The 23,721-nt window shown below is 59.7% G+C and carries 21 protein-coding genes; 14 read left to right on the top strand and 7 right to left on the bottom strand.

Annotated elements, in window-relative coordinates; all coding sequences use genetic code 11:
* Window positions 1–83: 83 nt before the first annotated feature.
* Window positions 84–1,166, bottom strand: a complete 1,083-nt coding sequence (sfnG, locus tag ACIP66_RS02455) for a dimethylsulfone monooxygenase SfnG (protein ID WP_400644994.1) — start codon at window positions 1,164–1,166, stop codon at window positions 84–86.
* A gap of 333 nt (window positions 1,167–1,499) precedes the next feature.
* Between sfnG and ACIP66_RS02450 the strand changes: the two genes are divergently transcribed.
* On the top strand, window positions 1,500–2,279 hold the full coding sequence (locus ACIP66_RS02450; protein WP_053120291.1) for a TSUP family transporter: 780 nt from the start codon (window positions 1,500–1,502) through the stop codon (window positions 2,277–2,279).
* On the opposite strand, the gene nudC is transcribed toward ACIP66_RS02450, so the two are convergent.
* The 3 genes from nudC to ACIP66_RS02435 form a co-directional block, all read right to left on the bottom strand.
* Window positions 2,247–3,077, bottom strand: a complete 831-nt coding sequence (gene nudC, locus ACIP66_RS02445; RefSeq protein ID WP_400644992.1) for an NAD(+) diphosphatase — start codon at window positions 3,075–3,077, stop codon at window positions 2,247–2,249. The genes ACIP66_RS02450 and nudC overlap by 33 nt on opposite strands.
* Window positions 3,078–3,083: 6 nt before the next feature.
* A complete protein-coding gene (locus ACIP66_RS02440) occupies window positions 3,084–3,896 on the bottom strand; it encodes a crotonase/enoyl-CoA hydratase family protein (protein ID WP_077572777.1) in 813 nt (270 codons plus the stop codon).
* 195 nt (window positions 3,897–4,091) lie between these two features.
* Window positions 4,092–4,862 (bottom strand): class I SAM-dependent methyltransferase, encoded by a 771-nt coding sequence (locus tag ACIP66_RS02435; RefSeq protein ID WP_400644989.1) that lies wholly within the window; start codon window positions 4,860–4,862, stop codon window positions 4,092–4,094.
* A 159-nt stretch (window positions 4,863–5,021) separates the two neighbouring features.
* On the opposite strand from ACIP66_RS02435, the gene ACIP66_RS02430 reads away from it, so the two are divergent.
* From ACIP66_RS02430 to ACIP66_RS02420, 3 genes are all read left to right on the top strand, one after another.
* Window positions 5,022–5,555: a tetratricopeptide repeat protein gene (locus ACIP66_RS02430; protein ID WP_400644987.1), complete on the top strand. Its 534-nt coding sequence runs from the start codon at window positions 5,022–5,024 to the stop codon at window positions 5,553–5,555.
* A 63-nt stretch (window positions 5,556–5,618) separates the two neighbouring features.
* On the top strand, window positions 5,619–6,104 hold the full coding sequence (locus ACIP66_RS02425) for a sigma-70 family RNA polymerase sigma factor (RefSeq protein WP_371262375.1): 486 nt from the start codon (window positions 5,619–5,621) through the stop codon (window positions 6,102–6,104).
* Window positions 6,101–6,856 carry an anti-sigma factor family protein gene (locus tag ACIP66_RS02420; RefSeq protein ID WP_400644984.1) on the top strand — a complete coding sequence of 252 codons (756 nt, stop codon included), beginning with the start codon at window positions 6,101–6,103 and terminating at the stop codon, window positions 6,854–6,856. The genes ACIP66_RS02425 and ACIP66_RS02420 overlap by 4 nt, the downstream gene beginning before the upstream one ends.
* Here the strand turns inward: ACIP66_RS02420 and ACIP66_RS02415 are convergent.
* From ACIP66_RS02415 to ACIP66_RS02405, 3 genes are all read right to left on the bottom strand, one after another.
* Complete coding sequence (locus tag ACIP66_RS02415; protein WP_400644982.1) at window positions 6,840–9,104, bottom strand: hypothetical protein; 2,265 nt, start codon at window positions 9,102–9,104, stop codon at window positions 6,840–6,842. The genes ACIP66_RS02420 and ACIP66_RS02415 overlap by 17 nt on opposite strands.
* A gap of 140 nt (window positions 9,105–9,244) precedes the next feature.
* Window positions 9,245–10,546, bottom strand: a complete 1,302-nt coding sequence (locus tag ACIP66_RS02410) for an ATP-binding protein (protein ID WP_400644980.1) — start codon at window positions 10,544–10,546, stop codon at window positions 9,245–9,247.
* A gap of 4 nt (window positions 10,547–10,550) precedes the next feature.
* Window positions 10,551–11,252: a response regulator transcription factor gene (locus ACIP66_RS02405; RefSeq protein ID WP_053120306.1), complete on the bottom strand. Its 702-nt coding sequence runs from the start codon at window positions 11,250–11,252 to the stop codon at window positions 10,551–10,553.
* A gap of 275 nt (window positions 11,253–11,527) precedes the next feature.
* Here ACIP66_RS02405 and ACIP66_RS02400 point away from each other — a divergent pair, with 275 nt between their 5' ends.
* From ACIP66_RS02400 to ACIP66_RS02355, 10 genes are all read left to right on the top strand, one after another.
* Window positions 11,528–12,685, top strand: coding sequence for an efflux RND transporter periplasmic adaptor subunit (locus tag ACIP66_RS02400; protein ID WP_400644977.1), 1,158 nt, complete (start codon window positions 11,528–11,530; stop codon window positions 12,683–12,685).
* Window positions 12,686–12,700: 15 nt separating this feature from the next.
* Complete coding sequence (locus tag ACIP66_RS02395) at window positions 12,701–15,793, top strand: multidrug efflux RND transporter permease subunit (RefSeq protein WP_400644975.1); 3,093 nt, start codon at window positions 12,701–12,703, stop codon at window positions 15,791–15,793.
* A gap of 142 nt (window positions 15,794–15,935) precedes the next feature.
* The gene (locus ACIP66_RS02390; RefSeq protein ID WP_053120314.1) at window positions 15,936–16,577 is read left to right on the top strand and encodes a DUF1345 domain-containing protein; all 642 of its coding nucleotides are present in this window, start codon (window positions 15,936–15,938) and stop codon (window positions 16,575–16,577) included.
* 75 nt (window positions 16,578–16,652) lie between these two features.
* On the top strand, window positions 16,653–17,507 hold the full coding sequence (locus ACIP66_RS02385) for an AraC family ligand binding domain-containing protein (protein WP_400644972.1): 855 nt from the start codon (window positions 16,653–16,655) through the stop codon (window positions 17,505–17,507).
* 37 nt (window positions 17,508–17,544) lie between these two features.
* Complete coding sequence (locus ACIP66_RS02380) at window positions 17,545–18,153, top strand: LysE family translocator (RefSeq protein ID WP_400644969.1); 609 nt, start codon at window positions 17,545–17,547, stop codon at window positions 18,151–18,153.
* 135 nt (window positions 18,154–18,288) lie between these two features.
* Window positions 18,289–19,317 carry a LacI family DNA-binding transcriptional regulator gene (locus ACIP66_RS02375; protein ID WP_400644967.1) on the top strand — a complete coding sequence of 343 codons (1,029 nt, stop codon included), beginning with the start codon at window positions 18,289–18,291 and terminating at the stop codon, window positions 19,315–19,317.
* A gap of 154 nt (window positions 19,318–19,471) precedes the next feature.
* On the top strand, window positions 19,472–20,254 hold the full coding sequence (locus ACIP66_RS02370; RefSeq protein WP_400644964.1) for a sugar phosphate isomerase/epimerase family protein: 783 nt from the start codon (window positions 19,472–19,474) through the stop codon (window positions 20,252–20,254).
* Complete coding sequence (locus ACIP66_RS02365) at window positions 20,247–21,221, top strand: sugar kinase (protein WP_400644961.1); 975 nt, start codon at window positions 20,247–20,249, stop codon at window positions 21,219–21,221. Before ACIP66_RS02370 ends, ACIP66_RS02365 begins: the two co-directional genes overlap by 8 nt.
* Window positions 21,222–21,336: 115 nt before the next feature.
* Window positions 21,337–22,635: an MFS transporter gene (locus tag ACIP66_RS02360; protein WP_053120322.1), complete on the top strand. Its 1,299-nt coding sequence runs from the start codon at window positions 21,337–21,339 to the stop codon at window positions 22,633–22,635.
* Window positions 22,636–22,648: 13 nt separating this feature from the next.
* Window positions 22,649–23,626 carry a 2-hydroxyacid dehydrogenase gene (locus ACIP66_RS02355; protein WP_400644957.1) on the top strand — a complete coding sequence of 326 codons (978 nt, stop codon included), beginning with the start codon at window positions 22,649–22,651 and terminating at the stop codon, window positions 23,624–23,626.
* Window positions 23,627–23,721 lie beyond the last annotated feature (95 nt).

Genomic DNA, 23,721 nt, shown 5'->3' with positions numbered 1-23,721 from the left:
GCCGAAGGCTGCGATCTTTTGATCTTAAAAACAACATCAAAAGATCGCAGCCTTCGGCAGCTCCTACAGGGGATTTGTGGTGTTCAGGCAACGGCGGCGGTTTTTTCGGATTCGAGTTCGCGAACGAGCGGCAACACCCGCTCACCGAAATATTCCACTTCTTCCTGAAAGTGCAGAAACCCCGCCAGCACCAGATCCACGCCCACTGTTTTCAACGCTACGATCCGCTCGGCGATCTGTAACGGCGTACCAATCAAATTGGTCTTGAAGCCATCGTTGTACTGCACCAGATCCTCGAACGTCGATTTCGCCCAGTTGCCCTCGCCCTCCGGCGACGCCCTGCCCGCCTGTTTCGCCGCATCGCCAAACGCGTTCACCGCTTGCGGATCGGCCTGATCGATGATCTGCGCCAACACCGCTCGCGCTTCTTCTTCGGTGTCGCGGGCAATCACGAACGCATTGACGCCAATCTTCACCGAATGATTATTCGCCGCCGACTTGGCACGAATATCGTCAACCTGCGCCTTGATCCCTTCGACGCTGTTGCCGTTGGTGAAATACCAGTCCGACACCCGCGCGGCCATGTCCCGTGCTGCCCGCGAGCTGCCGCCCTGAAAAATCTCTGGTCGACCCAGCGGTTTTGGCTTGAGGGTGTAATGGTCGAAACGGTAGAAATCGCCGCGAAAGGTGAAATTGTCCTGACTCCACACACCGCGCAGGCAGCGAATGAATTCTTCGGAGCGACGATAACGCTCGTCGTGCTCCAGCCAGTGCTCGCCAATCGCCTGAAACTCGCCTTTGAACCAGCCGCTGACGATGTTCACCGCGATGCGGCCGTTGGTGAGTTGATCGATGGTCGCCAGTTGCTTCGCCGCGAGCGCCGGTTGCCACGGGCCGGGCAGGAGCGCGGCGATGACTTTGAGCTTGGTCGTCGCGGCCAGCAGTGCATGACTGAACGCCACCGATTCATGCTGAAACTCGGCGCCGTAACCGGCGGTGAAGCGGATCTGCGTCAGCGCGTATTCAAACCCGGCGGCTTCGGCGATCTGCGCCAGTTTGCGGTTGTAGTCGATGCCCCAATCGGTGCGCTGTTCGATCTTGCTGACCACCAGCCCACCGCTGACGTTTGGCACCCAGTAGGCAAATTTGACGGGTTGCTGGCTCATTGGCGTGTCCTCGGGATGTTTTGGGAGATGGGAGAGGTAGAGCAGCAAGTGTGCCAGCCTGAAAATGCCCGGTTCTGTTGGGTTTGTCGGTTGTGCAGATGTTTTGCAGAAAGAGATTTGTTGGCTGCATGTTGGGTGGGCAACAGTGGGGTGATGGGGGGCCGGACTGGCGTCTTCGCGAGCAGGCTCACTCCTACATTTGAAATGCATTCCCCTGTAGGAGTGAGCCTGCTCGCGATTGGGCCTTACGGGTCGCCGCAACAGTTGGATACAGGTAACATAACCGCCCTCCCCGCAGCTCCCGTTCTGCGCCCTGCCGAATAAGCCGATTCCATGCCCTTCGAACTCAGCGTTGACCTCACCACCCTGGCGATTCTCGCCCTTGTCGCTTTCGTTGCCGGTTTCATCGACGCCATCGCCGGCGGTGGCGGTCTGTTGACCACGCCTGCGTTGTTGACGGCCGGTCTGCCGCCACATCTGGTGCTGGGCACCAACAAACTGAGTTCGACGTTCGGCTCGGCCACCGCCAGTTTCACCTTCTACCGCCGCAAGTTGTTCCATCCACGGCAATGGGTTCACGCCATTGTCGGCACACTGGTCGGCGCATTGACCGGTGCCGTCGTCGCCCATTACCTGCCGGCTGAATGGCTGAACAAGATGCTCCCGGTGATCGTCTTCGCTTGCGGCCTGTACCTGTTGTTCGGCGGCACGCCAAAAGCACCGCTGGACAGCGACGCGCCGATCAAAAAGAAATGGCAATCGACCCAAGGTTTCAGCCTCGGTTTCTACGACGGTGTCGCCGGCCCCGGTACCGGCGCGTTCTGGACGGTGAGCAGCCTGCTGCTGTACCCGATTGATCTGGTCAAGGCCAGCGGCGTGGCGCGCAGCATGAACTTCGTCAGCAACATTGCGGCGCTGTCGGTGTTCGTGTTTTCCGGGCAGGTGGACTGGATCATCGGCCTGAGCATGGGCCTGTCGGTGATGGTCGGCGCGTTCTTTGGCGCGCGCACCGCGATCAGCGGCGGCGCCAAATTCATTCGCCCAGTGTTCATCACCGTGGTGCTGGGTCTGACCGTGCGCCTAGCCTGGCAGCACTGGTTCAGCGTGGCCTAAGCGCCGCGCCACGTAGACGTCGATCAGGTAACGGGCAATCGACTTGGACGCCGGCAACGGCGGCAGGTCGTGCACGTTGAACCACTGGGCGTCCTCGATCTCGTCTTCCTGACAGACAATCTCGCCCCCCGCATATTCGGCATGGAAGCCGAGCATCATCGAATGCGGGAACGGCCAGCACTGGCTGCCCAGATACTCGATGTTCTTCACCTCGATCTGCACTTCTTCGCGCACTTCCCGAATCAGGCATTCTTCCGCCGACTCGCCCGGCTCGGCAAACCCGGCCAGCGTGCTGTAGACCCCGCTGACGAAACGCGGTGAGCGCGCCAGCAGAATCTCGTCGCCGCGAGTGATCAGCACGATCATGCTCGGCGAAATGCGCGGATAGCTGCGCAGATCGCATGGCTGGCAATACATCGCCCGCTCGCGCGGCACTTGCGTCATCGCCTGTCCGCAGTTTCCGCAGAATCGATGCTCGCGCGCCCAAGTGCCAATCTGCGCGGCGTAACCGAGCACTTTGTAGATCGTGTGATCGCCCTCGAGCATGAACGCCCGCAGACCTTTCCAGATGCACCCCGGCACCTCGCTGGCGCTGCGCAACTCCAACAGATACACCGGCTCGCCGTCGAGATGGCCAATGCCGTGCTCGGTGAGGACTGACAAGTCCTGACGCTTGAGCCATTCCCGGGGGAACAGCGCGCCGTTGTCATCGAACAGAAAGCCTTCCGGGCTGCGCGCGACGGCCCAGCCGCCCGGTTGATCGGTGTCGAGTACTGCAGTGGTCCAGCGAGCTGTCATGGTTTCTCAGTCCAGGAATTCGGGTTTCTGTTTGCTCATATGGGCGGCCATGGCCACGCGCAAGTCGGTGGATTGCAGCATGGCGGCATTCCAGGTGGCAACGTATTCGAGGCCGTCGTCGATGCGATGGTCACGCATGTAGCTGATCATTTCCTTGGTGCCGGTGACCGCAATCGGCGACTTCGAGGCGATTTCGCGAGCGATGTCGAGCACGCCTTCGAGCAGCGCGTCTTTATCGCTGTAAACGCGATTGACCAGGCCAATGCTGCGCGCCTCGTCAGCGCCGAAGGTGCGACCGGTGTAGGCCAGCTCACGCAGCATGCCGTCACCGATGATCCGTGGCAACCGTTGCAAAGTGCCAACATCGGCGGCCATGCCGATATCGATTTCCTTGATCGAGAATTGCGCGTCTTCGGCGGCGTAACGCATGTCGCAGGCAGCGATCAGGTCGATCGCACCGCCCAGGCAGTAACCCTGAATCGCCGCGAGCACCGGTTTGCGGCAGTTGTCGACGGCGTTGAACGAGGCTTGCAGGGTGAGGATTTTGCGCCGCAGCAGGCGCGCGTTGCGGCCGACGTCCTTGCCCAGTTCATTGGCGACGCCGGCGAGCATCATCAAATCGATGCCCGAGGAGAAATGTTTACCGTTGCCGCTGAGCACCACCACGCGCACTTCGTCAGTGTCGTCGATCCATTGGAAGATCTCGACGATCTCGCTCCAGAATGCCGCGTTCATCGAATTGATCTTTTCCGGGCGATTGATCTGCACATGGGCGATGTTGTCGGCCAGTTCGACGCTGAAGGCGGAGTATTGAGTCATGGCAGTGATCCTTTACCGGGCAGAAAATGAGGCCCGAACTATAACAAGGCATCACGGTGGCGGTTCGGCCAAATGCGGGACTGACTTGAAGAGATGTACTGCAACCCTCCACCCCGTAGGAGCTGCCGCAGGCTGCGATCTTTTGCTGTTGTTTTTAAAAAGACAGGATCAAAAGATCGCAGCCTGCGGCAGCTCCTACGGGGACTTGCGTGTCATGTAGGCTGCGGTTTCGTAGGGAACCGTCACCACATCCCTGCCCCGCAACTCAGGCTCAGACTGGATCAACGCGCGAATCTGCTCATCCACCCTCGCCCGCTGCGCCTCTGGCAGCGAGGCAATAAAACTGGTCGAGCGCACCCGGTTGAACAGCACATCCTCCGCCGCCCCGGTATGACCATTGTGAAACTGTTGCACCTGCAACGGCCCAAACGCCGGATGCGGAAACGCCTTGCGCCATTCGCCGGTGTAATAACGCGGCGTATCACCCTCCAGCGCATTGACAATGGCGTCCAGCTTCGGCACCCAACTGACTCGCGTATCACGCAGGTTCCAGATCAACCCGAGCCTGCCGCCGGGCTTAAGTACCCGAGCGATTTCCGTCAGCGCCTCTGCACTGGCAAACCAATGAAACGCCTGCGCACAGACCACCACATCCACCGAGGCATCCGGCAAGGGCAAATCTGTCGCCGTGCCGTGTACAGCCAGCACCTGCGGCCAGGCATCGGCGAGTTTTTCCAGCATCTGCGCCACCGGTTCAACGGCAATCACCTGCGCGCCCGTCGCTACCAACCGGCCAGTGAACTTGCCGGTACCGGCGCCCAGATCGATCACGGTTTGGTGATTATCCAGCCCCAACGTTGCGCTCAGCCAGTCGCTGACTTGTGGCGGGTAATCCGGGCGTCCTTTGACGTAGGTATCGGCAGCGGTTTTGTAGCCGCCAGTGGCGTGATGGAGCTGATCGTTCATGGCAGTCCCCTATATGGCAGAGCTTCGGATCAACGGCAGACGCTCACGAGCATAGCGCCGGAATTTGTGCCTCACTTGAACAGTCACTGACAAAGCAATGAATAAAATTTCACGCTGTGGTGTTCAAAGTGAAACATAACCTCCTGTGGAGCCTTGCCCATGACTATCCGTTCCGTTATGTTCGCCGCCCCGTTGCTGCTGGTCGCCGCGATGTCCAGCCATTTGGCCTTCGCCAACGGTGATGAAGACGAGCCGGTGAAGAAGCCCGAATGCCCGAAAGGCCAGGTCTGGGACAGCAAGTCGCAGAAATGCGTGCTGCAAACCAGCAGCCTGTTGCCGGACGCTGATCGCACCGACTACGCCTATCGACTGGCCAAGGACGGGCGCTACGAAGAAGCGCTGGCACTGCTCGATACACTGCAACAACCGAACACCGCCAAAGCCCTCAATTATCGCGGTTACGCCACGCGCAAATTGGGGCGCACCGACGAAGGCATCGGCTATTACCTGCAGTCGGTGAAACTCGATCCGCAGTACGCGCAAGTGCGCGAATACCTCGGCGAAGCCTATGTGATCAAAGGCCGCGTCGACCTGGCGCAAGAACAGTTGCAGCAGATCAAATCGATTTGCGGCACGTCCTGCGAGGAATATCAGGATCTGGCGCAAGCCATCAACGGTTCATCAAAAACCTGACCTATCACAGCGGAGGCCATCATCGTCAGCGATCAGGCATTCAGAGCGGAACTCGGACAGCATCTGGCGCGATTATGGCGCTACGGTTTGCTGCTGTCGCGCAATCGGCATGTCGCCGAGGATCTGGTGCAGGCGACGTGTGTGCGGGCACTGGAGCGTTCTGCTCAATACGCGGCGGGCACGCGCATGGATCGCTGGCTGCTGAGCATTCTGCATTCGATCTGGCTGAATGAAGTGCGCGCGCGTCGGGTGCGCAACGGCGCCGGTCAGGTCGATGCCGATGGGCAACTGGCGTTTGATGGCGAGTACGCGGCGCAGACGCATGTGATGGCTGCGCAAGTGATTCGCCGCGTTGATGCGTTGCCCGAAACCCAGCGCGAAACCGTGTATTTGGCCTACGTCGAAGGATTGTCTTACCGCGAAGTCGCCGAGATCCTGCAAGTGCCGATTGGCACGGTGATGAGCCGCCTCGCCACCGCACGGCTGAAACTCGCCGAATACCCGCCGCTGCAAGCCGTACCGAAAGCCACCGAAGGAGATCGCCCATGAACACGCCTTCGGATGAGCAACTCGTCGCCTATCTGGACGATGAACTCGACGCGGACTACCGGCGCCAACTCGACGACGCCATCGCTGATGACCCGCTACTCAATCTGCGCGTGCAATGGCTCGCCCGCAGCAACCTGCCCTACAAAAACGCCTACGACGAACTCGCACAACAAGCACCGATGGAGCGTTTGCAAGCGCGGCTTGATGCGATCGCGTCGCCAGGACGTCCGGGAATAAGTCGACGCTGGTTCATCGGCGCGGCGGCGGCAGCGCTTGTCGGCGCAGGCGTACTGGCTGACCGCCTGGTGCTCGGTTGGCAAGCGAAACAATCGCACAACTGGCGTGAACTGGTCAGTGACTACATGGTGCTGTACGTGCCGCAAACGCTCGCGCACTTGCCTACCGACGACGCCACGCAACGGGCGCAACTGCAGACCGTGGACAAGCGATTGGGTTTGAACCTTTCAATGGCCAAACTGAAACTGCCAGGTGCCGAATTCAGGCGCGCGCAAGTCCTCGAATACGACGGCGTGCCGATCGCGCAGATCGTCTATCTCGACGCCAGATACGGGCCGCTGGCGCTGTGTGTGACGCGATCGAACAGCGGCAGTCGGCCAATCGCGCAGGAACACCGGCACAACATGAACGTCGTCTATTGGACCGAACGCGAACATGCCTGGATGCTCATCGGTTACAACCCGTCTTCCGAACTGGCGGGCATGGCCAAGTCACTGATCAGTACTCGACTCTAATGTTGTCGAGGCTGAACCAGTCTCCGGTCGGACAGGTAATCTTGATGAACTTGATTCCCGCTGCGACTAACGAAACCCCTACCGGAGTGCTGTATGAATCCCCGAGGAATTGGCTGCCGAGCAACGCTCCGTCAGCGGCGAAATATTCCGCAAAGCTGTCACCGAAGTTGACACTCATATGATAGAAGCCGATTTTTGAGCAGGCCTTCTTCAATTCCAGTTCTACAACGACCGGTTTCGGATCAAACGCATCGCGACCAATGCTCAGCACTTGGCCTTCGAGCTGACCGGGGAATGATTCGCCGATGTCGCAACGCTGCATGATTGCGCATTCGCCGTCGCCTGACTGGAAGGTGAATTTGAGATTGGACGTTTCCATGACGCCTCCCTCTTTCACCGCTTGCGGGCTGGCGCTGGTGAAATCCTCCAGCAGCGTGGCGGGAGAGTCGAAGACTTTGTAGTCGATCGTCTTGTACGTCACGGCCGCACTCTCGTCCTTGCTTCCGTCGAAAGACACCTTCAACTCCAGCGTGACCGCACTGCCCGGTTTGAATCTCTCAAGCTCTGCGCGGGGCAACGTATTGTCCAGACCTACAAGCACTTCCGGCGCCGTCACAGGTGCACCGTTGGCAATCAGGATTTCGTACGGCGAACCGCTGCGATCAATGCCGATCAGGCGAGACCAGCGTAATTGGCCGGCCGCCATCGCTGCCCACGGCTTACAGACCGCCTGAGCGGGGCCGATGAAGGCCCCCATGTCCAGCGTGTCACCCAAGGCTTGGGCGATGCGAGGTACTGGCAGCTGCCAGTGGCCGTGCGCGATTGGCTGCACGATGACATCAGCGGCGACTGATGGTTGTGAACCTCCAGCGCGCAACAATTCCCAGTACAGCTTGACGGTTCTACCGTGATTGGCAGCCAGTACTGCGGGCTTGAGCAAAAAGTTGGCACGCTTGTTTTTATTGAAGCCGATGGGTGCAAATACCGGAGAACCCAGCAGCGGCCTTCCCTCGACCACCAAGCGCGCCTGATCTCCGTCCTGTGCATCCGGGTAGTCCACGCGCGCAGTAACGCCGTCCGGAAATGCCAGCGGTTCTACTTCGCTGCCGGCGCCGACCAGCGTCGGCGGCTTCAGGTCGGAGGCCGCTGAGCCGGTGATGCTGACCGTCAGCGCTTCTGAACGATCCAGCGAGACACCGCCGCTCATCCGTGTGTAGTGAAAAATCGCTTTGCCGCCTGCAGCAGCGGCGAAATGCGCATAAGGTACCGGGATTGAATACATGAACGGCGTGTTTTTGATTTTCTCGATCAGGGTCAATGCTTCTTCGCCACCACCGGCGGTACGGAAGATGCAGCGCAGATGGATTTCATCGTCCTTCAACCAACTGCGCGGCACATAAACCTGCGCAGTGGCCGGATTGCCGTCCAGCTTGCTCAAATCAATGGTGTCCGGATCATCCTCGGCATCGTTCGGGTCTTCACTGACAATCGGTGGGTCGTACCAATTGCCCTTGAGATTCACATAGATATGTTGCACCGCTGAATCGGGATTGTTGGTGTCCGGGCCGTTCCCGGCACAGTCGTACACGGTGTAACTCAGCGGGAAATCCCGATGATCGCCCGCTGCAATGAACGTTGCTTCATCGATGGTCATTGCCACTGGCAGGCCGTTGTCGGCCTCCGCCTGATTCACTGCGTGTTTCAAAACCACCCCGTTGCAATCGAGCAGGATCGTATCGAACGGCCTCATCAGCGGATAAAAAACACTTACGTTGACGCCATCGCGCGCTCGGTCGGCGTTCACACCCTCATCGCGGATTGACTGCGCGACCTGCAGCGTCAGCTCCGAGTGCCCCTCGTTACCCGGATCGAAATCCACACCGCCTGGACGCTTGCTGTGAAACCAAAGCAGCAATGGATGCGAAGTTTCGTGCTCCACACCAGCCCGCTCAAAGCCGTATTCAAGCGTATTGACCCCGTCCTTCCAGAGCTTTGCCGGCACAAACAGGGTCGCCTGCTGACTCTCCTCGCCTGCCGTAATGATTTTTTTATCAGCCACCGCGCCGTTCAGGCGCAACAGCAGCGAGTCATCCGCCGCCGTGCTCAACGATGGTTGAATGAATACCTTCACGCCTTCGGGATTGAGCTGAGTCAGCGCCAGTTGCACCGCGCCATCGACCGGTTGCGGTGCAGTTACCGGTTCTTTCATACCGGGAACACTAGGCTTGTCGAGAGTAGGCGCGGCCATCGGCTTCAGTCCTTTGCGAGGAGACGGGATTGATCAGGGCAGTAACCTGTCCCTTTCATCAAATCCCCTAACACCAAAGGCCGCAACTGTCAGATCTGACAGGGGTGTTTAAAAACCCAGCGGTCAACCGCCGGAAAAAATCACGTCAGCGACGGCAACCAAAGTCGAAAGCGAGCGCCACCTAACGGCGAAGCCTCTACCGTCAGAGAACCGCCCTGCGCTTCCAGTGCCCGGCGACTGATTGCCAGTCCGAGACCAAATCCGCCCGTAGCGCGATCACGACTGCGGTCAAGGCGATAGAACGGCTCGAAAATCCGCTCACGCTCGTCATCCGGAATCCCGATACCGTCATCGTCGACCCAGATTTCACAACCTTCATCCTTGACCTGCACGCCAATCTGAATACGTTTCTCGCAATAACGCATGGCGTTGCGCAGCAGGTTCTGGATCGCCCGAGCGGTCAAGCGCGGATCCAGCGAAAAACGCTCAAGCTGCCCGTGCAACAGCACATCGATGACGATTTCCGGCGATTCCAGTTCCTCATCGACACTGCCCAGAATACTGTCGATAAACTCATCCAGCGAGACTTCGACCTGTTCCGGCAACTGCGCCGGGTTCTGCAAGCGGCTGTAGGAGAGCAACTCCAGCACCAGTTCATCGAGTTCACGAATGTGCGCGACCAGCCCTTGCAGACGTTCGCGGCTGGCGGCCGGCAGATCATCGGACAAGGCCAACGCAAGGCCGAAATCCAGACGCGTCAACGGTGTGCGCAATTCGTGGGATACCGCATTGAGCAGGTCACGTTGCTGATTGAGCAGGTTCTCTATGTCGCCGGCCATGGTGTCGAACACATTGGCCAGACTGCCGATATTCGAGCTGCGGGCGATCTTCGTTCGCTCGCTCAAATGGCCTTTGCCGAAACGTTCGGCAGTACCCTTGAGGCGTTCGAGATCGCGCCAGTGCGGGCGCAACCACAGCAACAGACACGCGAGCAACGACGCGCCGATCAGCACGTTGATGCTCCAGTACAACAAGTTGACGTCCATCGGATCCGGCGGCACCACCATCTGCACCGCAACGTCGTCATTGAGCGGCGCCACCGCCAGCGTGCGCCAGCCCCAATCACCGATGCGCACGACGTTTTCGCCACGGCGCAGGCGCTCCTGCTCGATGGCGGTGAAGTCGGCGCTATCAATACGGGCGAGGACGATGTGCAGCGGCTGAAAGTCTTTGTCCATGGACTGCGCCAGCGCCGGCCACTGATCTTGCGGTACGGCGCGGAACTGCTTGGTGATCAACGATTGCAGACCACGGGAATAATCGAGGTTGTAGGTGACAAAGCGTTCGCGGAACGCCATCACCACCAGATCCGGCACCAGATAAATCGCCGCGCTGTACGAGATGATCGTCACCAGATACAGGCGAAACAGGATGCGAAACATCAGCTCAACATTCCCATTCCGAACGGCTGAACAGGTAACCCTTGCCCCACACGGTTTTGATCTTGCGCGCCTCGCCGGCGTGGTCATCAAACTTGCGACGCAACTTGGAAATCGCCACGTCCACCGAACGATCGGTGCCGTTGAATTCGATGCCGCGCAGGCGTTGCAGAATCTGATCACGACTCAACACTTCACCGGCATGCCGGGCCAGCACCACCAACAGGTTGTATTCGCCGCTCGACAACTCCACCGGTTGATCGCGCCAAGTCACGGTGCGCTCGGACAGGTCGATGCACAGATTGCCCATCAAGATACGGTCGTTGGCGGTCACCGGTTCGCCTAGGCTGCTGCGCCGTAACAACGTACGGACGCGGGCGAGCAAGACTCGCGGCTCGCAGGGTTTGGTGACGTAGTCGTCGGCGCCCATTTCCAGACCGAGCACTTGATCGTGGCTGTCATCGCGCGCGGTGAGCATCAGGATCGGCAGCGTCGCCGAGTCGGCGCGCAGCAGGCGACAGACCTGTAAGCCATCAAGCCCCGGCAGCATCAGGTCGAGAATCACCAGATCCGGCGGATTGATCCGCGCCCGTTCACGCACGTGATCGCCACGGCCGATGACGCTGACGCTGTAGCCATTGCGTTCGAGGTAGCTGGAAATCAGTTCGGCGAGGGCGGTGTCGTCTTCGACCAGGAGGATGTTGGGCATGGGTGTTCCAGAAAAGTGCTGTGGCGACTGATAAATCCCAATCGCGAGCAGGCTCACTCCTACAAGTGATTTGTGGTCAACACAGAACAGTGTAGGAGTGAGCCTGCTCGCGATGGCGGTTCATCTGTCGCAATAAATTTCACGGGCTAAAGGATATACGCCCTCACCCGTCCCTGAGTAAAACCCTTACACAATTTCACACAGCGCCTACAAAGCTTCACCGCTACTCTCGGCGACTGTCCGTAGGATGCGGGCATCAATATTGGGGGTAGTACATGTCGAACAAACTGCTGGCCGGGCTCGGCCTGATCGCATTGGCGCTGTCGCTGAGCGCGTGTGATTCATCTTCGAACGCCGAAGAACAGGCGCCGCCGGCCACGGTGCGCATCGAAACCCTTGAAGCCCGCCCGTTAACGCTGAGCAGCGAACTCAGTGGCCGCATCGCCGCGCCGCGTATCGCCGAGGTGCGTGCACGGGTGGCTGGCGTGGTGCTGGAGCGCACCTTCCGCGAAGGCAGCGACGTGAAAAAAGGTCAGGTGCTGTTCCGCATCGACCCGGCGCCGTTCAAGGCTGACCTCGACAGCGCCGAAGCCGCGCTGCGCAAGGCCGAGGCCAATGCGTTTCAGGCCAGATTGCAGGAACAGCGTTATGCGCAGCTGATCGGCGACAAGGCCATCAGTGCTCAGGATTACGACAACGCCCGCGCCACCGCTCGCCAAACCGCCGCGGACGTCGCGGCCAACAAGGCTGCCGTGGAACGAGCGAAGCTGAGTCTGGGTTACGCCACCGTCACTGCGCCGATCTCCGGTCGTATTGGTCGGGCGCTGGTGACGGAAGGCGCGCTGGTCGGGCAGAACGAAACCACGCCATTGGCGCTGATTCAGCAGCTCAACCCGATTCACGCCGACGTCACCCAGTCGACCCGTGAACTCAATGAGCTACGCCGTGCGTTCCGCTCCGGGCAGTTGCAGCAGGTCGGTCAGGATCAGGTCAAAGCCACGCTGATTCAGGATGACGGCAGCCTCTATCCACTGCCGGGCAAGTTGCTGTTCGCTGATATCACCGTCGATCCGGGCACCGGCCAGATCATCCTGCGCAGCGAATTCCCTAACCCGGATCTCGATTTGCTGCCGGGCAGTTTTGTCCGCGTGCGCCTGGAGCAGGCAACCATTGCCAATGGCCTGACCGTGCCGCAACGCGCGGTGCAGCGTGACAGCGCCGGTATCGCTCAGGTGCTGACGGTAGACGAGCAAATGCGCGTCGCCCTGCAACCGGTACAACTGGGCGCAGTGCAGAACGATCGCTGGATCGTCACCGGCGGCCTCAAGCCCGGCGACCGCATTGTCATCGAAGGCCTGCAACACGCCCGTCCCGGCGAGAAAGTGCAGATCGACGACACCCCTCTTCCACTTGCCCAGACCTCTGGTCAGTAAGCAGGACGCTTTTATATGCCGCAGTTCTTTATCGACCGCCCGGTGTTTGCCTGGGTGGTCGCGTTGTTCATCCTCTTGGCCGGCGCGCTGGCCATCCCGCAATTACCGGTGGCGCAGTACCCCGACGTCGCGCCGCCACAGATCGAAATCTATGCCGTGTATCCCGGCGCCTCGGCGCAGACCGTCGATGAAAGCGTGGTCAGTCTGATCGAAGAAGAACTCAACGGTGCCGATCACCTGTTGTACTTTGAATCGCAAAGCAGCCTCGGCAGCGCGACGATCAAAGCCACGTTCCAGCCGGGGACGAATCCCGAGCTGGCACAGGTCGACGTGCAGAATCGCTTGAAAGTGGTCGAGTCGCGTCTGCCACAAGCGGTGAATCAGCAAGGCTTGCAGGTGGAGAAGGTTTCCTCAGGCTTCCTGCTGCTGATCACCCTGACGTCCAGCGACGGCAAACTTGATGACGTAGCGCTCAGTGATTATCTGGCGCGCAACGTGATGAACGAGATCAAGCGTCTGGACGGCGTCGGCAAGGCGCAGCTGTACGGCGCCGAACGCGCCATGCGCATTTGGGTCGATCCGCAAAAACTGATCGGCTTCAACCTGACCCCGGCCGACGTCAATGCCGCGATCACTGCTCAGAATGCACAGGTGTCTGCCGGTAGCATTGGTGATTTGCCGAACCCGTCGAGCCAGGAAATCACCGCGACGATTCTGGTCAAAGGCCAATTGTCGACGCCGGAAGAATTCGCCGACATCGTGCTCAAGGCCAATCCGGACGGTTCCACCGTGCGTATCGGCGATGTGGCGCGGGTCGAGATCGGCAGTCAGGAATACCAGTTCGGCACGCGTTTGAACGGCAAGCCATCCACCGCCGTCGGCGTTCAGCTGTCGCCGGGCGCCAATGCACTCGCCACTGCGACACTGGTGCGGGCGAAAATGGATGAGCTGTCGCGATACTTCCCGGCCGGCGTCGAATACAAGATCCCCTACGACACGTCGCCATTCGTGAAAGTCTCGATCACCAAAGTGGTTTACACCTTGGGCGAGGCGATGCTGCTGGTGTTTGCGGTGATGTTCCTGTTTCTGCAAAACATCCGCTACACGCTGATCCCGACGCTAGTGGTGCCGGTAGCATTGATGGGTACCTTCGCGACCATGTTGGCGCTGGGTTTCTCGATCAACGTACTGACCATGTTCGGCATGGTGCTGGCCATCGGCATTCTGGTCGACGATGCCATTGTCGTGGTGGAGAACGTCGAGCGGATCATGGCCACCGAGGGTTTATCGCCCAAGGAGGCCACGCGCAAAGCGATGACGCAGATCACCGGCGCGATCATCGGCATTACGCTGGTGCTGGTCGCTGTGTTTATTCCGATGGCCTTTATGCAGGGCTCGGTCGGGGTGATTTACCAGCAGTTCTCGCTGTCGATGGCGACCTCTATTCTGTTCTCGGCGTTTCTTGCCCTGACCCTGACCCCGGCGCTGTGCGCGACCTTGCTCAAGCCGATTGCCAAGGGCGAGCATCACGAGAAAAGCGGATTTTTCGGCTGGTTCAATCGCCGCTTCGAGCAACTGACCGAGCGTTATCAGGGCTGGGTCGGCTATGCGCTCAAACGTACCGGGCGTTATCTGCTGATTTACGTGGTGCTGCTGGTCGGTCTGGGCCTGTGCTTTATGCGCCTGCCCTCCTCGTTCCTGCCGGTTGAGGATCAGGGTTACACCATTACTGACATCCAATTGCCGCCCGGTGCTACCAAGAACCGTACGGTGCAAGTGGCCGAACAGTTCGAGGCGCACAACGCCGGCGAGCCCGGGATCAGCGACAGCGTGGTGATTCTCGGTTTCAGCTTCTCGGGTAGCGGGCAGAACGCCGCGTTGGCGTTCAGCACACTCAAGGACTGGTCTGAGCGTGGCAGCGATGACTCGGCCAGTTCGATTGCCGACCGTGCCAACGCCGCCCTTAGCCAGATCAAGGATGCGATGGCGTTTGCCGTGTTGCCGCCGCCAATCGATGGCCTGGGCACCTCCAGCGGTTTCGAATTCCGCCTGCAGGATCGCGGCGGTCTCGGCCACGCCACGCTGATGCAGGCGCGGACAGAGTTGCTCGCCGCAGCGGAAAAAAGCCAGGTGTTGATGAACGTACGCGAAAGCGCATTGGCTGAAGCGCCGCAAGTACAGCTTGAAGTCGACCGTAAACAGGCGAATGCCTTGGGTGTGTCGTTTGCGGATATCGGCAACGTGCTGTCCACGGCTGTCGGTTCCTCGTACATCAACGACTTCCCCAACCAGGGACGCATGCAGCGTGTGGTGGTGCAGGCTGAAGGTGATCAACGCAGTCAGGTCGATGATTTGCTGAAAATGCACGTGCGCAACAACGCCGGAAAAATGGTGCCGTTGTCGGCATTCGTCCAGGCCAAATGGATTCAGGGCCCGGCGCAGTTGACGCGTTACAACGGTTATCCGGCGATTGCGATTTCCGGTGAGCCGACACCGGGGCACAGCACCGGTGAGGCCATGGCTGAGATTGAGCGCTTGGTCGCGCAAGGCCCGAAAGGCTTGGGGCAGGAGTGGACGGGGCTGTCGTTGCAGGAGCGCTTGTCTGGCAGTCAGGCGCCGATACTGCTCGGGTTGTCGCTGCTGATTGTGTTCCTGTGTCTGGCGGCGCTGTATGAGAGCTGGTCGATTCCGACTTCGGTGTTGCTGGTAGTGCCGCTTGGTGTACTCGGCGCGGTACTGGCGGTGACGCTGCGCGGCATGCCCAACGATGTGTTCTTCAAGGTCGGGCTGATCACCATTATTGGTCTGTCGGCGAAGAACGCGATCCTGATCATCGAGTTCGCCAAGAGCCTGTACGACGATGGCCATGACCTGATCGACGCGACGTTGCAGGCTGCCCGCCTGCGTCTGCGGCCGATTGTCATGACATCGCTAGCGTTCATTCTTGGTGTTGTGCCGTTGGCGATTGCGACCGGCGCCAGTTCGGCGAGTCAGCAGGCGATTGGTACCGGGGTGATTGGCGGGATGATTACGGCGACGTTGGCGGTGATTTTCGTGCCGGTGTTCTTCGTCGTCGTCATGAAGCTCGTACACCGATCCAAAAAATAATGCACCCCCTGTAGGAGCTGCCGCAGGCTGCGATCTTTTAATCTTTAGAACCAGGGTCAAAAGATCGCAGCCTGCGGCAGCTCCTACAAAAGCCCTCTGGCGTGCGCTATGGTGCTGGGACAGTTCGCTAACGTGAGTCCTCATGCGCTTTCTTGCCCGCACCCACCCTCGCCTGTCCGCCGCCGCACTGGTCGGTCTCGCTACCGGACTTCTGGCCCCCGCCGATTCCATCGTCAGTAAAATCCTCATTGGCTGGAACGCCGGCGTCTGGACGTATCTGGTTCTGATGCTCTGGCTGACAATCCGTGCGAAAGCGCCTGACGTCCAGCGCATCGCCGAAGTCGAAGACGAGAACGCCGCACTGGTGTTGTTCGTCGTCTGCATCGCCGCCATGGCCAGCCTTGCCACCATCACCTTTGAACTGGCAGGCAGCAAGGATCTGGAAACCAATCGCAAATTGATTCACTACGCCTTCACCGCGCTAACGGTGATCGGTTCGTGGCTGCTGATCGGGGTGATTTTCTGTGTGCATTACGCGCGCCTGTATTACACCTGCAAAGACAAAGAGCCGGCGCTGCGTTTTGCCGAAGGGTTGACCACGCCCAATTACTGGGATTTTTTGTACTTTTCCTTCACCATCGGCGTCGCGGTACAAACCTCGGACGTCGGCGTGGCGACCCGGCAACTGCGCAAGATCGTGCTGTTGCAATCGTTACTCGGTTTCGTGTTCAACACAGCGATTCTGGGTTTCTCGATCAACATTGCTGCCGGCCTGTTCGGTTGAGCGCTGCACAAATCTTCTAGGCGACTCGCCAACAGCAGCGCTAAATTGCCCGAAACTTTGCCTGACAGGTGCGGCATGGACTCTCAAAACTGGATCGATCTGGCCCAGGATGCCGACACCGGCATCGAGACCCTCCGCGCGCATTTCAAGGGCCATGCCTACGATCCGCATTGGCACGACAGCTATCTGGTCGGCATCACCGAACAAGGCGTACAGCAATTCAACTGTCGGCGCACGAAGCACCAGAGCACGCCGGGCAAGGTGTTTCTGCTGGAGCCGGGCGATATCCATGACGGCGACGCGCCTACCGAGGGCGGCTTCACCTATCGCATGCTGTATCTCGATCCGGTGTGGATCGAACGCGAACTTGGCGCCCTGTTCGAAGATGCTCCGCTCAACAGCCAACTGAGTTTCGCCAACACCTTGATCACCGATCCGCAACTGATGCAGGCCACGCAAATGGCCTTCCAGACGCTGCACGGTGGCGAGCTGAAAATTGTCCGCCAGACTGCGCTGGACAATCTGCTCGGCCAACTCACCCGCCATTTGCACTGGCGCACGCGTTACGGCGCTGACCCGCGCTTGCCGCTGGTGGCGCAAAAGGCTCGCGACTATTTGCATGCCCATGCGCATCAGGACATTGGCCTGGAGCAAGTTGCCGCCGCGACCGGCGTTGACCGCTTTCGCCTGACCCGCGCCTTCAAGGCTGCGTATGGACTGGCGCCCCACGCCTATCTGGTGCAATTGCGTCTGGCCAAGGCGCGGCGCCTGTTGGCCAGTGGCGAACAACCGGCTGCGGTGGCGATGGAGCTTGGTTTTTCTGATCAAAGCCATCTCGGTCGCTGGTTCGTCCGCGCTTACGGCCTGACCCCGGCGATGTATCGCAATCGCTGCTCAAATCTTCCAGACATGACAGTGGGCAAGCACTGAAGATCGGCTTATCGATCTTCAACGGAGTTTGCCTGCGATGCTCTCTACTTTCCCGACGTTACTGCCGTTTTTGCTGTTCGCGTTTGTCGCCTCGATTACCCCCGGCCCGACCAATATTCTGGTGCTGAGCAACAGCGCTCGTTACGGTCTCGTTGCCGCATTGCCAATCATTTTCGGCGCCTGTGCGGCGGCGGCGTTGCTGGTGTTGGTGGTCGGCAGTGGCGCCGGCTCGGCGTTGACTGAATTACCCGGCGTACGGAAAGCCATGCAATGGATTGGCGTCGCTTGGCTGAGTTACCTGGCCTGGCAGATTTTCCGTGCGCCTGTCGCCGAATTGAATGCGCAACACACGGGCGCTCGATTAGGGCTGGCCGGAGCAGCAGGTTTGCAATTGATAAACCCGAAGACCTGGATGATGGCGTTGGCCGTGGTCAGCGTTTTTGCCGACAACGGTGAAGCCCGATTGGCGCATGTGGTGATCCTGTCACTGGTGTTTTTCCTGATCTCGCTTCCTTGTTTGGGCATCTGGGCGCTGCTCGGCGCCGGCTCTGCGCGATGGTTGCGCTCACCGCGCGCGTTGCAACGATTCAACCGTTTGATGGCGGTTCTGCTGCTCTGTTCGGCATGGCTGAGCGTGTTGATTTAAGCCGCTCGTCGGTGCTCATACACCGCGCGGCGATCATTTACTTGACGGACGATTTGATTCTGGTGTTTCCTGAAACCGGTTTCAGCGCCTCTCACAGCGACTGAACCTATAAATCCAATAACAAGGTTTCAGACCGTGAACGACTTTTCCGCCGCCCAGCGCAGCCGCGTGACCATGCTTGACGTTGCCGAGCGCGCTGGTGTTTCCAAGGCCAGTGTCTCGCGCTTCATTGGCGAAGATCGCGCCCTGCTTTCCGATGCCATTGCCCTGCGCATCGAACAGGCAATCGACGAACTCGGCTATCGCCCGAATCAAATGGCACGCGGCCTGAAACGTGGACGCACACGCCTGATCGGCATGCTCGTCGCCGATATCCGCAACCCTTATTCAATTGCCGTGATGCACGGGGTGGAAACCGCCTGCCGTGCGCACGGCTACAGCCTGGTGGTGTGCAACACCGACCGCGATGACGAGCAGGAACGCCAGCACCTGGCGCTGCTGCGCTCTTACAACATCGAAGGCTTGATCGTGAACACCCTGGGTCATCATCGCGACGAATTGCACGAACTGCACCGTGAAATGCCGATGGTACTGGTGGATCGCAAAGTCGACGGGCTCGACAGCGACATGGTCGGGTTGAACAACCCGCACGCCGTGGAAATGGCCCTCACCCACCTTGAGCAACGCGGCTATCAAGAGGTGCTGCTGGTGACTGAGCCCTACGACGGCACCAGTTCGCGGATTGAACGAGTCAGCAGTTTTCAGCAACAGATCGCCCAGCGCTCGAAGCTGACTGGCGCGGTATTGGAAACCTCCGATGACCTTGCCGCCGAACTGCAAACCTTTTTGAAAACTTCATCTGCCGGCCCTAAAGCGCTGTTCTGCGCCAATGGCGTGGCGGCGTTGGCCAGCACCCGCGCGTTGAAGGAAATCGGCTGCCGCTTGTTTGAGGATGTCGGGCTCATCGCGCTGGATGATCTGGATTGGTATCCATTGGTGGGCAGCGGAATTACCGCGCTGGCCCAGCCCACTGAAGAGATTGGCGCGCGGGCGTTTGACTGTTTGCTCAAGCGCTTGCGTGGGGATGATGCGGCGGCGCGGGTGCTGGATTTTGCGCCGGTGCTGGTTGAGCGTGGGTCGACCCATGGGAACGGTGTTGTTTGATCTGACGCCTTCGCGAGCAAGCTTGGCTCCTACAAAAGCGGGCTGTATCCCCCATAGGAGTAAAGCTTGCTCGCGAAGAGGCCCTATAAAACACCACAAAACCACCTGATATTTTTTTGAACAAAAATGAAACCGGTTTCAGAGGTCAATAACAATGAATAAACCCGCCGTTTCCATCAGCCTGTCCAGCTACGGTGCCGAGCTCGTGCGCCAGCGCGGACAAGACTTTTTCATCGACGTTCTGGCCGCCGCCGGTGCCGATCGCATCGAATGGCGCGAGGAGTTGCTCACCCGCGAAATCCCCGCGCAACTTGCCGAAGCCACTCAGGTTCTAGGCCTGCAAAGCATCTATTCCTCGCCGACCGAACTGTGGCTCGCCGGCCACGCGCAGCCCAACCCGGAGCTGATCACCGCGCTGCAACACGCCGAAGCGTTCGGTTCGAAATGGCTGAAGGTCTCCCTCGGCTACTTCACCGACACCAACGACCTGCAAGCCTTGGCCCAGCGCCTGCAACAGAGTCCGGTGCAACTGCTGGTCGAGAACGATCAAACCCTGCACGGCGGTCGCATCGAGCCGTTTCAACGTTTTTTCACCGCCGTCGAACAGCACAACCTGCCGATCAAGATGACCTTCGACATCGGCAACTGGCAGTGGCAAGACCAGTCCGCCGCCAGCGCCGCGCGTCTGCTCGGGCGCCACGTCGGTTACGTGCATTGCAAAGCCGTGGCCCGCCGCGCCGACGGCAAACTGGTCGCCGTGCCGCCCGCCGCCACCGACCTGCACGTGTGGGAACAACTGCTGCGGCACATGGCCCAAGGCGTTATGCGCGCCGCTGAATACCCGCTGCAAGGCGAAGACCTGGTGCAACTGACCACTGAACACGTCGCCGCCCTCGCCCGCCTCGGCCAATCCCGTCTGGAGCCTGCTCATGTCTGAGATCGATATTCTCTCGTTCGGCGAAACCATGGCGATGCTGGTCGCTGAGCAGAGCGGTGATCTGGCCACCGTCGAACAGTTTCACAAGCGCATTGCCGGCGCCGACAGTAACGTCGCCATCGGCCTGTCGCGGCTGGGTTTCAACGTCGCGTGGCTGAGCCGTGTCGGCAATGATTCGCTCGGTCGCTTCGTGGTGCAGACGCTGGCCAGTGAAGGTCTGGATTGCAGCCACGTCGCGGTCGATCCGCAACACCCGACCGGGTTTCAGTTCAAGTCGCGCAGTGACGATGGCAGCGATCCGCAGGTCGAGTACTTCCGTCGCGGTTCGGCGGCCAGTCACTTATCGCCGCGTTCGATCAACGAAACGCTGCTCAGTGCCCGCCATCTGCACGCCACCGGCATTCCGCCAGCGCTGTCCGCCACGGCACGGGAAATGTCCTTCGAACTGATGACGCGCATGCGCAATGCCGGGCGCAGCGTGTCGTTCGATCCCAATTTGCGCCCAAGCCTGTGGGCCAGCGAGCGCGAGATGATCAGCGAGATCAACCGCCTCGCCGCCCTCGCCCACTGGGTGCTGCCGGGGTTGAGTGAAGGTCGTTTGCTCACCGGGTTTGATGATCCGGCGGACATTGCCGCGTTCTATCTCGATCAGGGTGCAGAAGCTGTAGCGATCAAACTCGGCCCGCAGGGTGCCTATTACCGTACGCAGCAGACTCAGGGTTTTGTCGACGGTGTGCCGGTGGCGCAGGTGGTCGATACGGTCGGCGCTGGAGATGGTTTTGCGGTCGGGATGATCAGCGCTTTGCTGGAGCATCAGAGTTTTGCCGAGGCGGTGCAGCGGGCGAACTGGATTGGCAGTCGAGCGGTGCAGAGTCGCGGGGATATGGAGGGTTTGCCGACTCGCCTTGAATTATCCGTTGAATTTGAAACCGCTAATCGCGAGCAAGCTTTGCTCCTACAAGGGTAAGGCGTGCGTTCGCCTTTGTAGGAGCAGAGCTTGCTCGCGAAGGCGTCGGTTGACTCACCACACATTTTGATCCGTTACCTGCTGCGACAAAAACAACAAGCTCAGGAGCAACGCCATGAAAACCGCAACCCTCGCCGCCCGTCGCTGGTGGTACATCATGCCCATCGTGTTCATCACCTACAGCCTGGCGTATCTCGATCGCGCCAACTACGGTTTTGCCGCTGCTTCGGGCATGGCCGCCGACCTGATGATCACCCCGGGCCTGTCCTCGCTACTCGGTGCACTGTTCTTCCTCGGTTACTTTTTCTTCCAGGTACCGGGCGCGATTTACGCGCAAAAACACAGCGTGAAGAAGCTGATTTTCGTCAGTCTGATCCTCTGGGGCGGCCTCGCCACGTTGACCGGTGTGGTCTCCAACGCTTACTGGCTGATCGTCATCCGCTTCATGCTCGGTGTGGTCGAAGCCGCTGTCATGCCGGCGATGCTGGTCTACCTATGCCACTGGTTCACCCGCGCCGAACGCTCGCGCGCCAACACCTTTCTGATCCTCGGCAACCCGGTGACCATGCTGTGGATGTCCGTGGTGTCGGGCTATCTGGTGCAGCATTTCAGCTGGCGCTGGATGTTCATCATTGAAGGTCTGCCGGCGGTGCTTTGGGCATTTATCTGGTGGCGTCTGGCCGATGATCGTCCGTCCCAGGCCAAGTGGCTCAGCGACGAGGAAAAGCACGATCTGGAAAGCGCCCTCGCCGCCGAACAGGTCGGCATCAAAGCGGTGAAAAACTACGCCGAAGCGTTCCGTTCGCCGAAAGTCATCATTCTCGCGCTGCAGTTTTTCTGCTGGAGCATTGGCGTCTACGGTTTCGTGTTGTGGCTGCCGTCGATCCTCAAGGCTGGCGCAGAAATGGACATGATCGAGGCCGGCTGGCTGTCGGCGCTGCCATATCTGGCCGCGGTGATCGGCATGCTGGTGGTGTCGTGGGGTTCGGACAAACTGCAAAAGCGCAAACGCTTCGTCTGGCCGCCGCTGCTGATTGCTTCCATTGCGTTCTACGGTTCCTACGCCTTGGGCGCGGAACATTTCTGGTGGTCGTACACATTGCTGGTGATCGCCGGCGCCTGCATGTACGCGCCTTACGGGCCTTTCTTCGCAATCGTTCCAGAGATTCTGCCGGCCAATGTCGCGGGCGGCGCGATGGCGTTGATCAACAGCATGGGTGCGCTCGGCTCTTTCGGCGGCTCGTACCTGGTCGGCTATTTGAACAGCTCAACCGGTTCGCCCGGCGCCTCGTATTTGTTGATGAGCGGCGCGTTGCTGCTGTCGGTGGTGCTGACGATTTTCCTCAAGCCCGGCGCCAGTGATCGCGTCGTCGCCAAAGCCGTGGCCACGCGCGCCGTGCCGGCTCATTCCTGAAGAGATTTCTGCCATGAAAAAACACGTCGTGTTGTACAAAAAACTGTCGCCCGCGCTGATGGCGCGCCTGCAAGAGCAGTGCGAAGTGACGCTGATCAACAGCCTCGATGCCGACGGCCTCATGCAACTGCGCGATGCCCTGCCCCGCGCCCAGGGTTTGCTCGGCGCCAGTCTGAAACTGGATGCGGCGCTGCTTGATCTGGCGCCGCAACTGCAGGCCATCGCCAGTGTTTCGGTGGGCGTCGACAACTACGACATCGATTACCTGAGCCAACGAAAGATCCTGCTGACCAACACCCCGGATGTCCTCACCGAAACCACCGCCGACACCGGTTTCGCCCTGATTCTCGCCGCCGCTCGCCGCGTGGTGGAACTGGCGAACATGGTGCGCGGCGGTCAATGGAGTCGCAACATCGGCCCGGCGCATTTCGGCACCGATGTGCATGGCAAGACGCTGGGGATTATCGGCATGGGCCGCATCGGTGAAGCGTTGGCACAGCGCGGGCATTTCGGATTTGGCATGCCGGTGATCTATCACAGCAATTCGCGTAAACCGGCGGTTGAGGCGCGATTTGCTGCGCAGTATCGAAGCCTTGAAGACTTGTTGCAGCAAGCCGATTTCATTTGCCTGACCTTGCCGCTGACGGCGCAGACCGAAGGCTTGATCGGTGTTGAGCAGTTTGCGTTGATGCGGCCAGAGAGCATTTTCATCAACATCTCGCGGGGCAAGGTGGTTGATGAGACGGCGATGATTGATGCGCTGCGTAACAACCGTATTCGTGCGGCGGGACTGGATGTGTTTGAGCGAGAGCCGCTCAATCATGATTCGCCGTTGTTGCAGCTCAGCAACGTGGTGGCGACGCCGCACATGGGTTCGGCCACGCATGAAACGCGCGAAGCGATGGCGCGGTGTGCGGTGGAGAATCTGCTCGCGGCATTGGCTGGGCAGAAACCGGCGAATCTGGTGAATCCAACTGCCTGGCAGGGCTGAGGTTTTGTAGCGCTTTAAAAGCCGCCTTCGCGAGCAAGCTCTGCTCCTACAAAAGCAGATCAGCATTGCACCTGTAGGAGCAAAGCTTGCTCGCG

Source organism: Pseudomonas sp. NPDC088429, assembly GCF_044753305.1.
Classification (GTDB): domain Bacteria; phylum Pseudomonadota; class Gammaproteobacteria; order Pseudomonadales; family Pseudomonadaceae; genus Aquipseudomonas; species Aquipseudomonas rustica.
The sequence above is the reverse complement of the archived record's forward strand: the minus strand, read 5'-3'. Positions and strand labels throughout refer to the sequence as shown.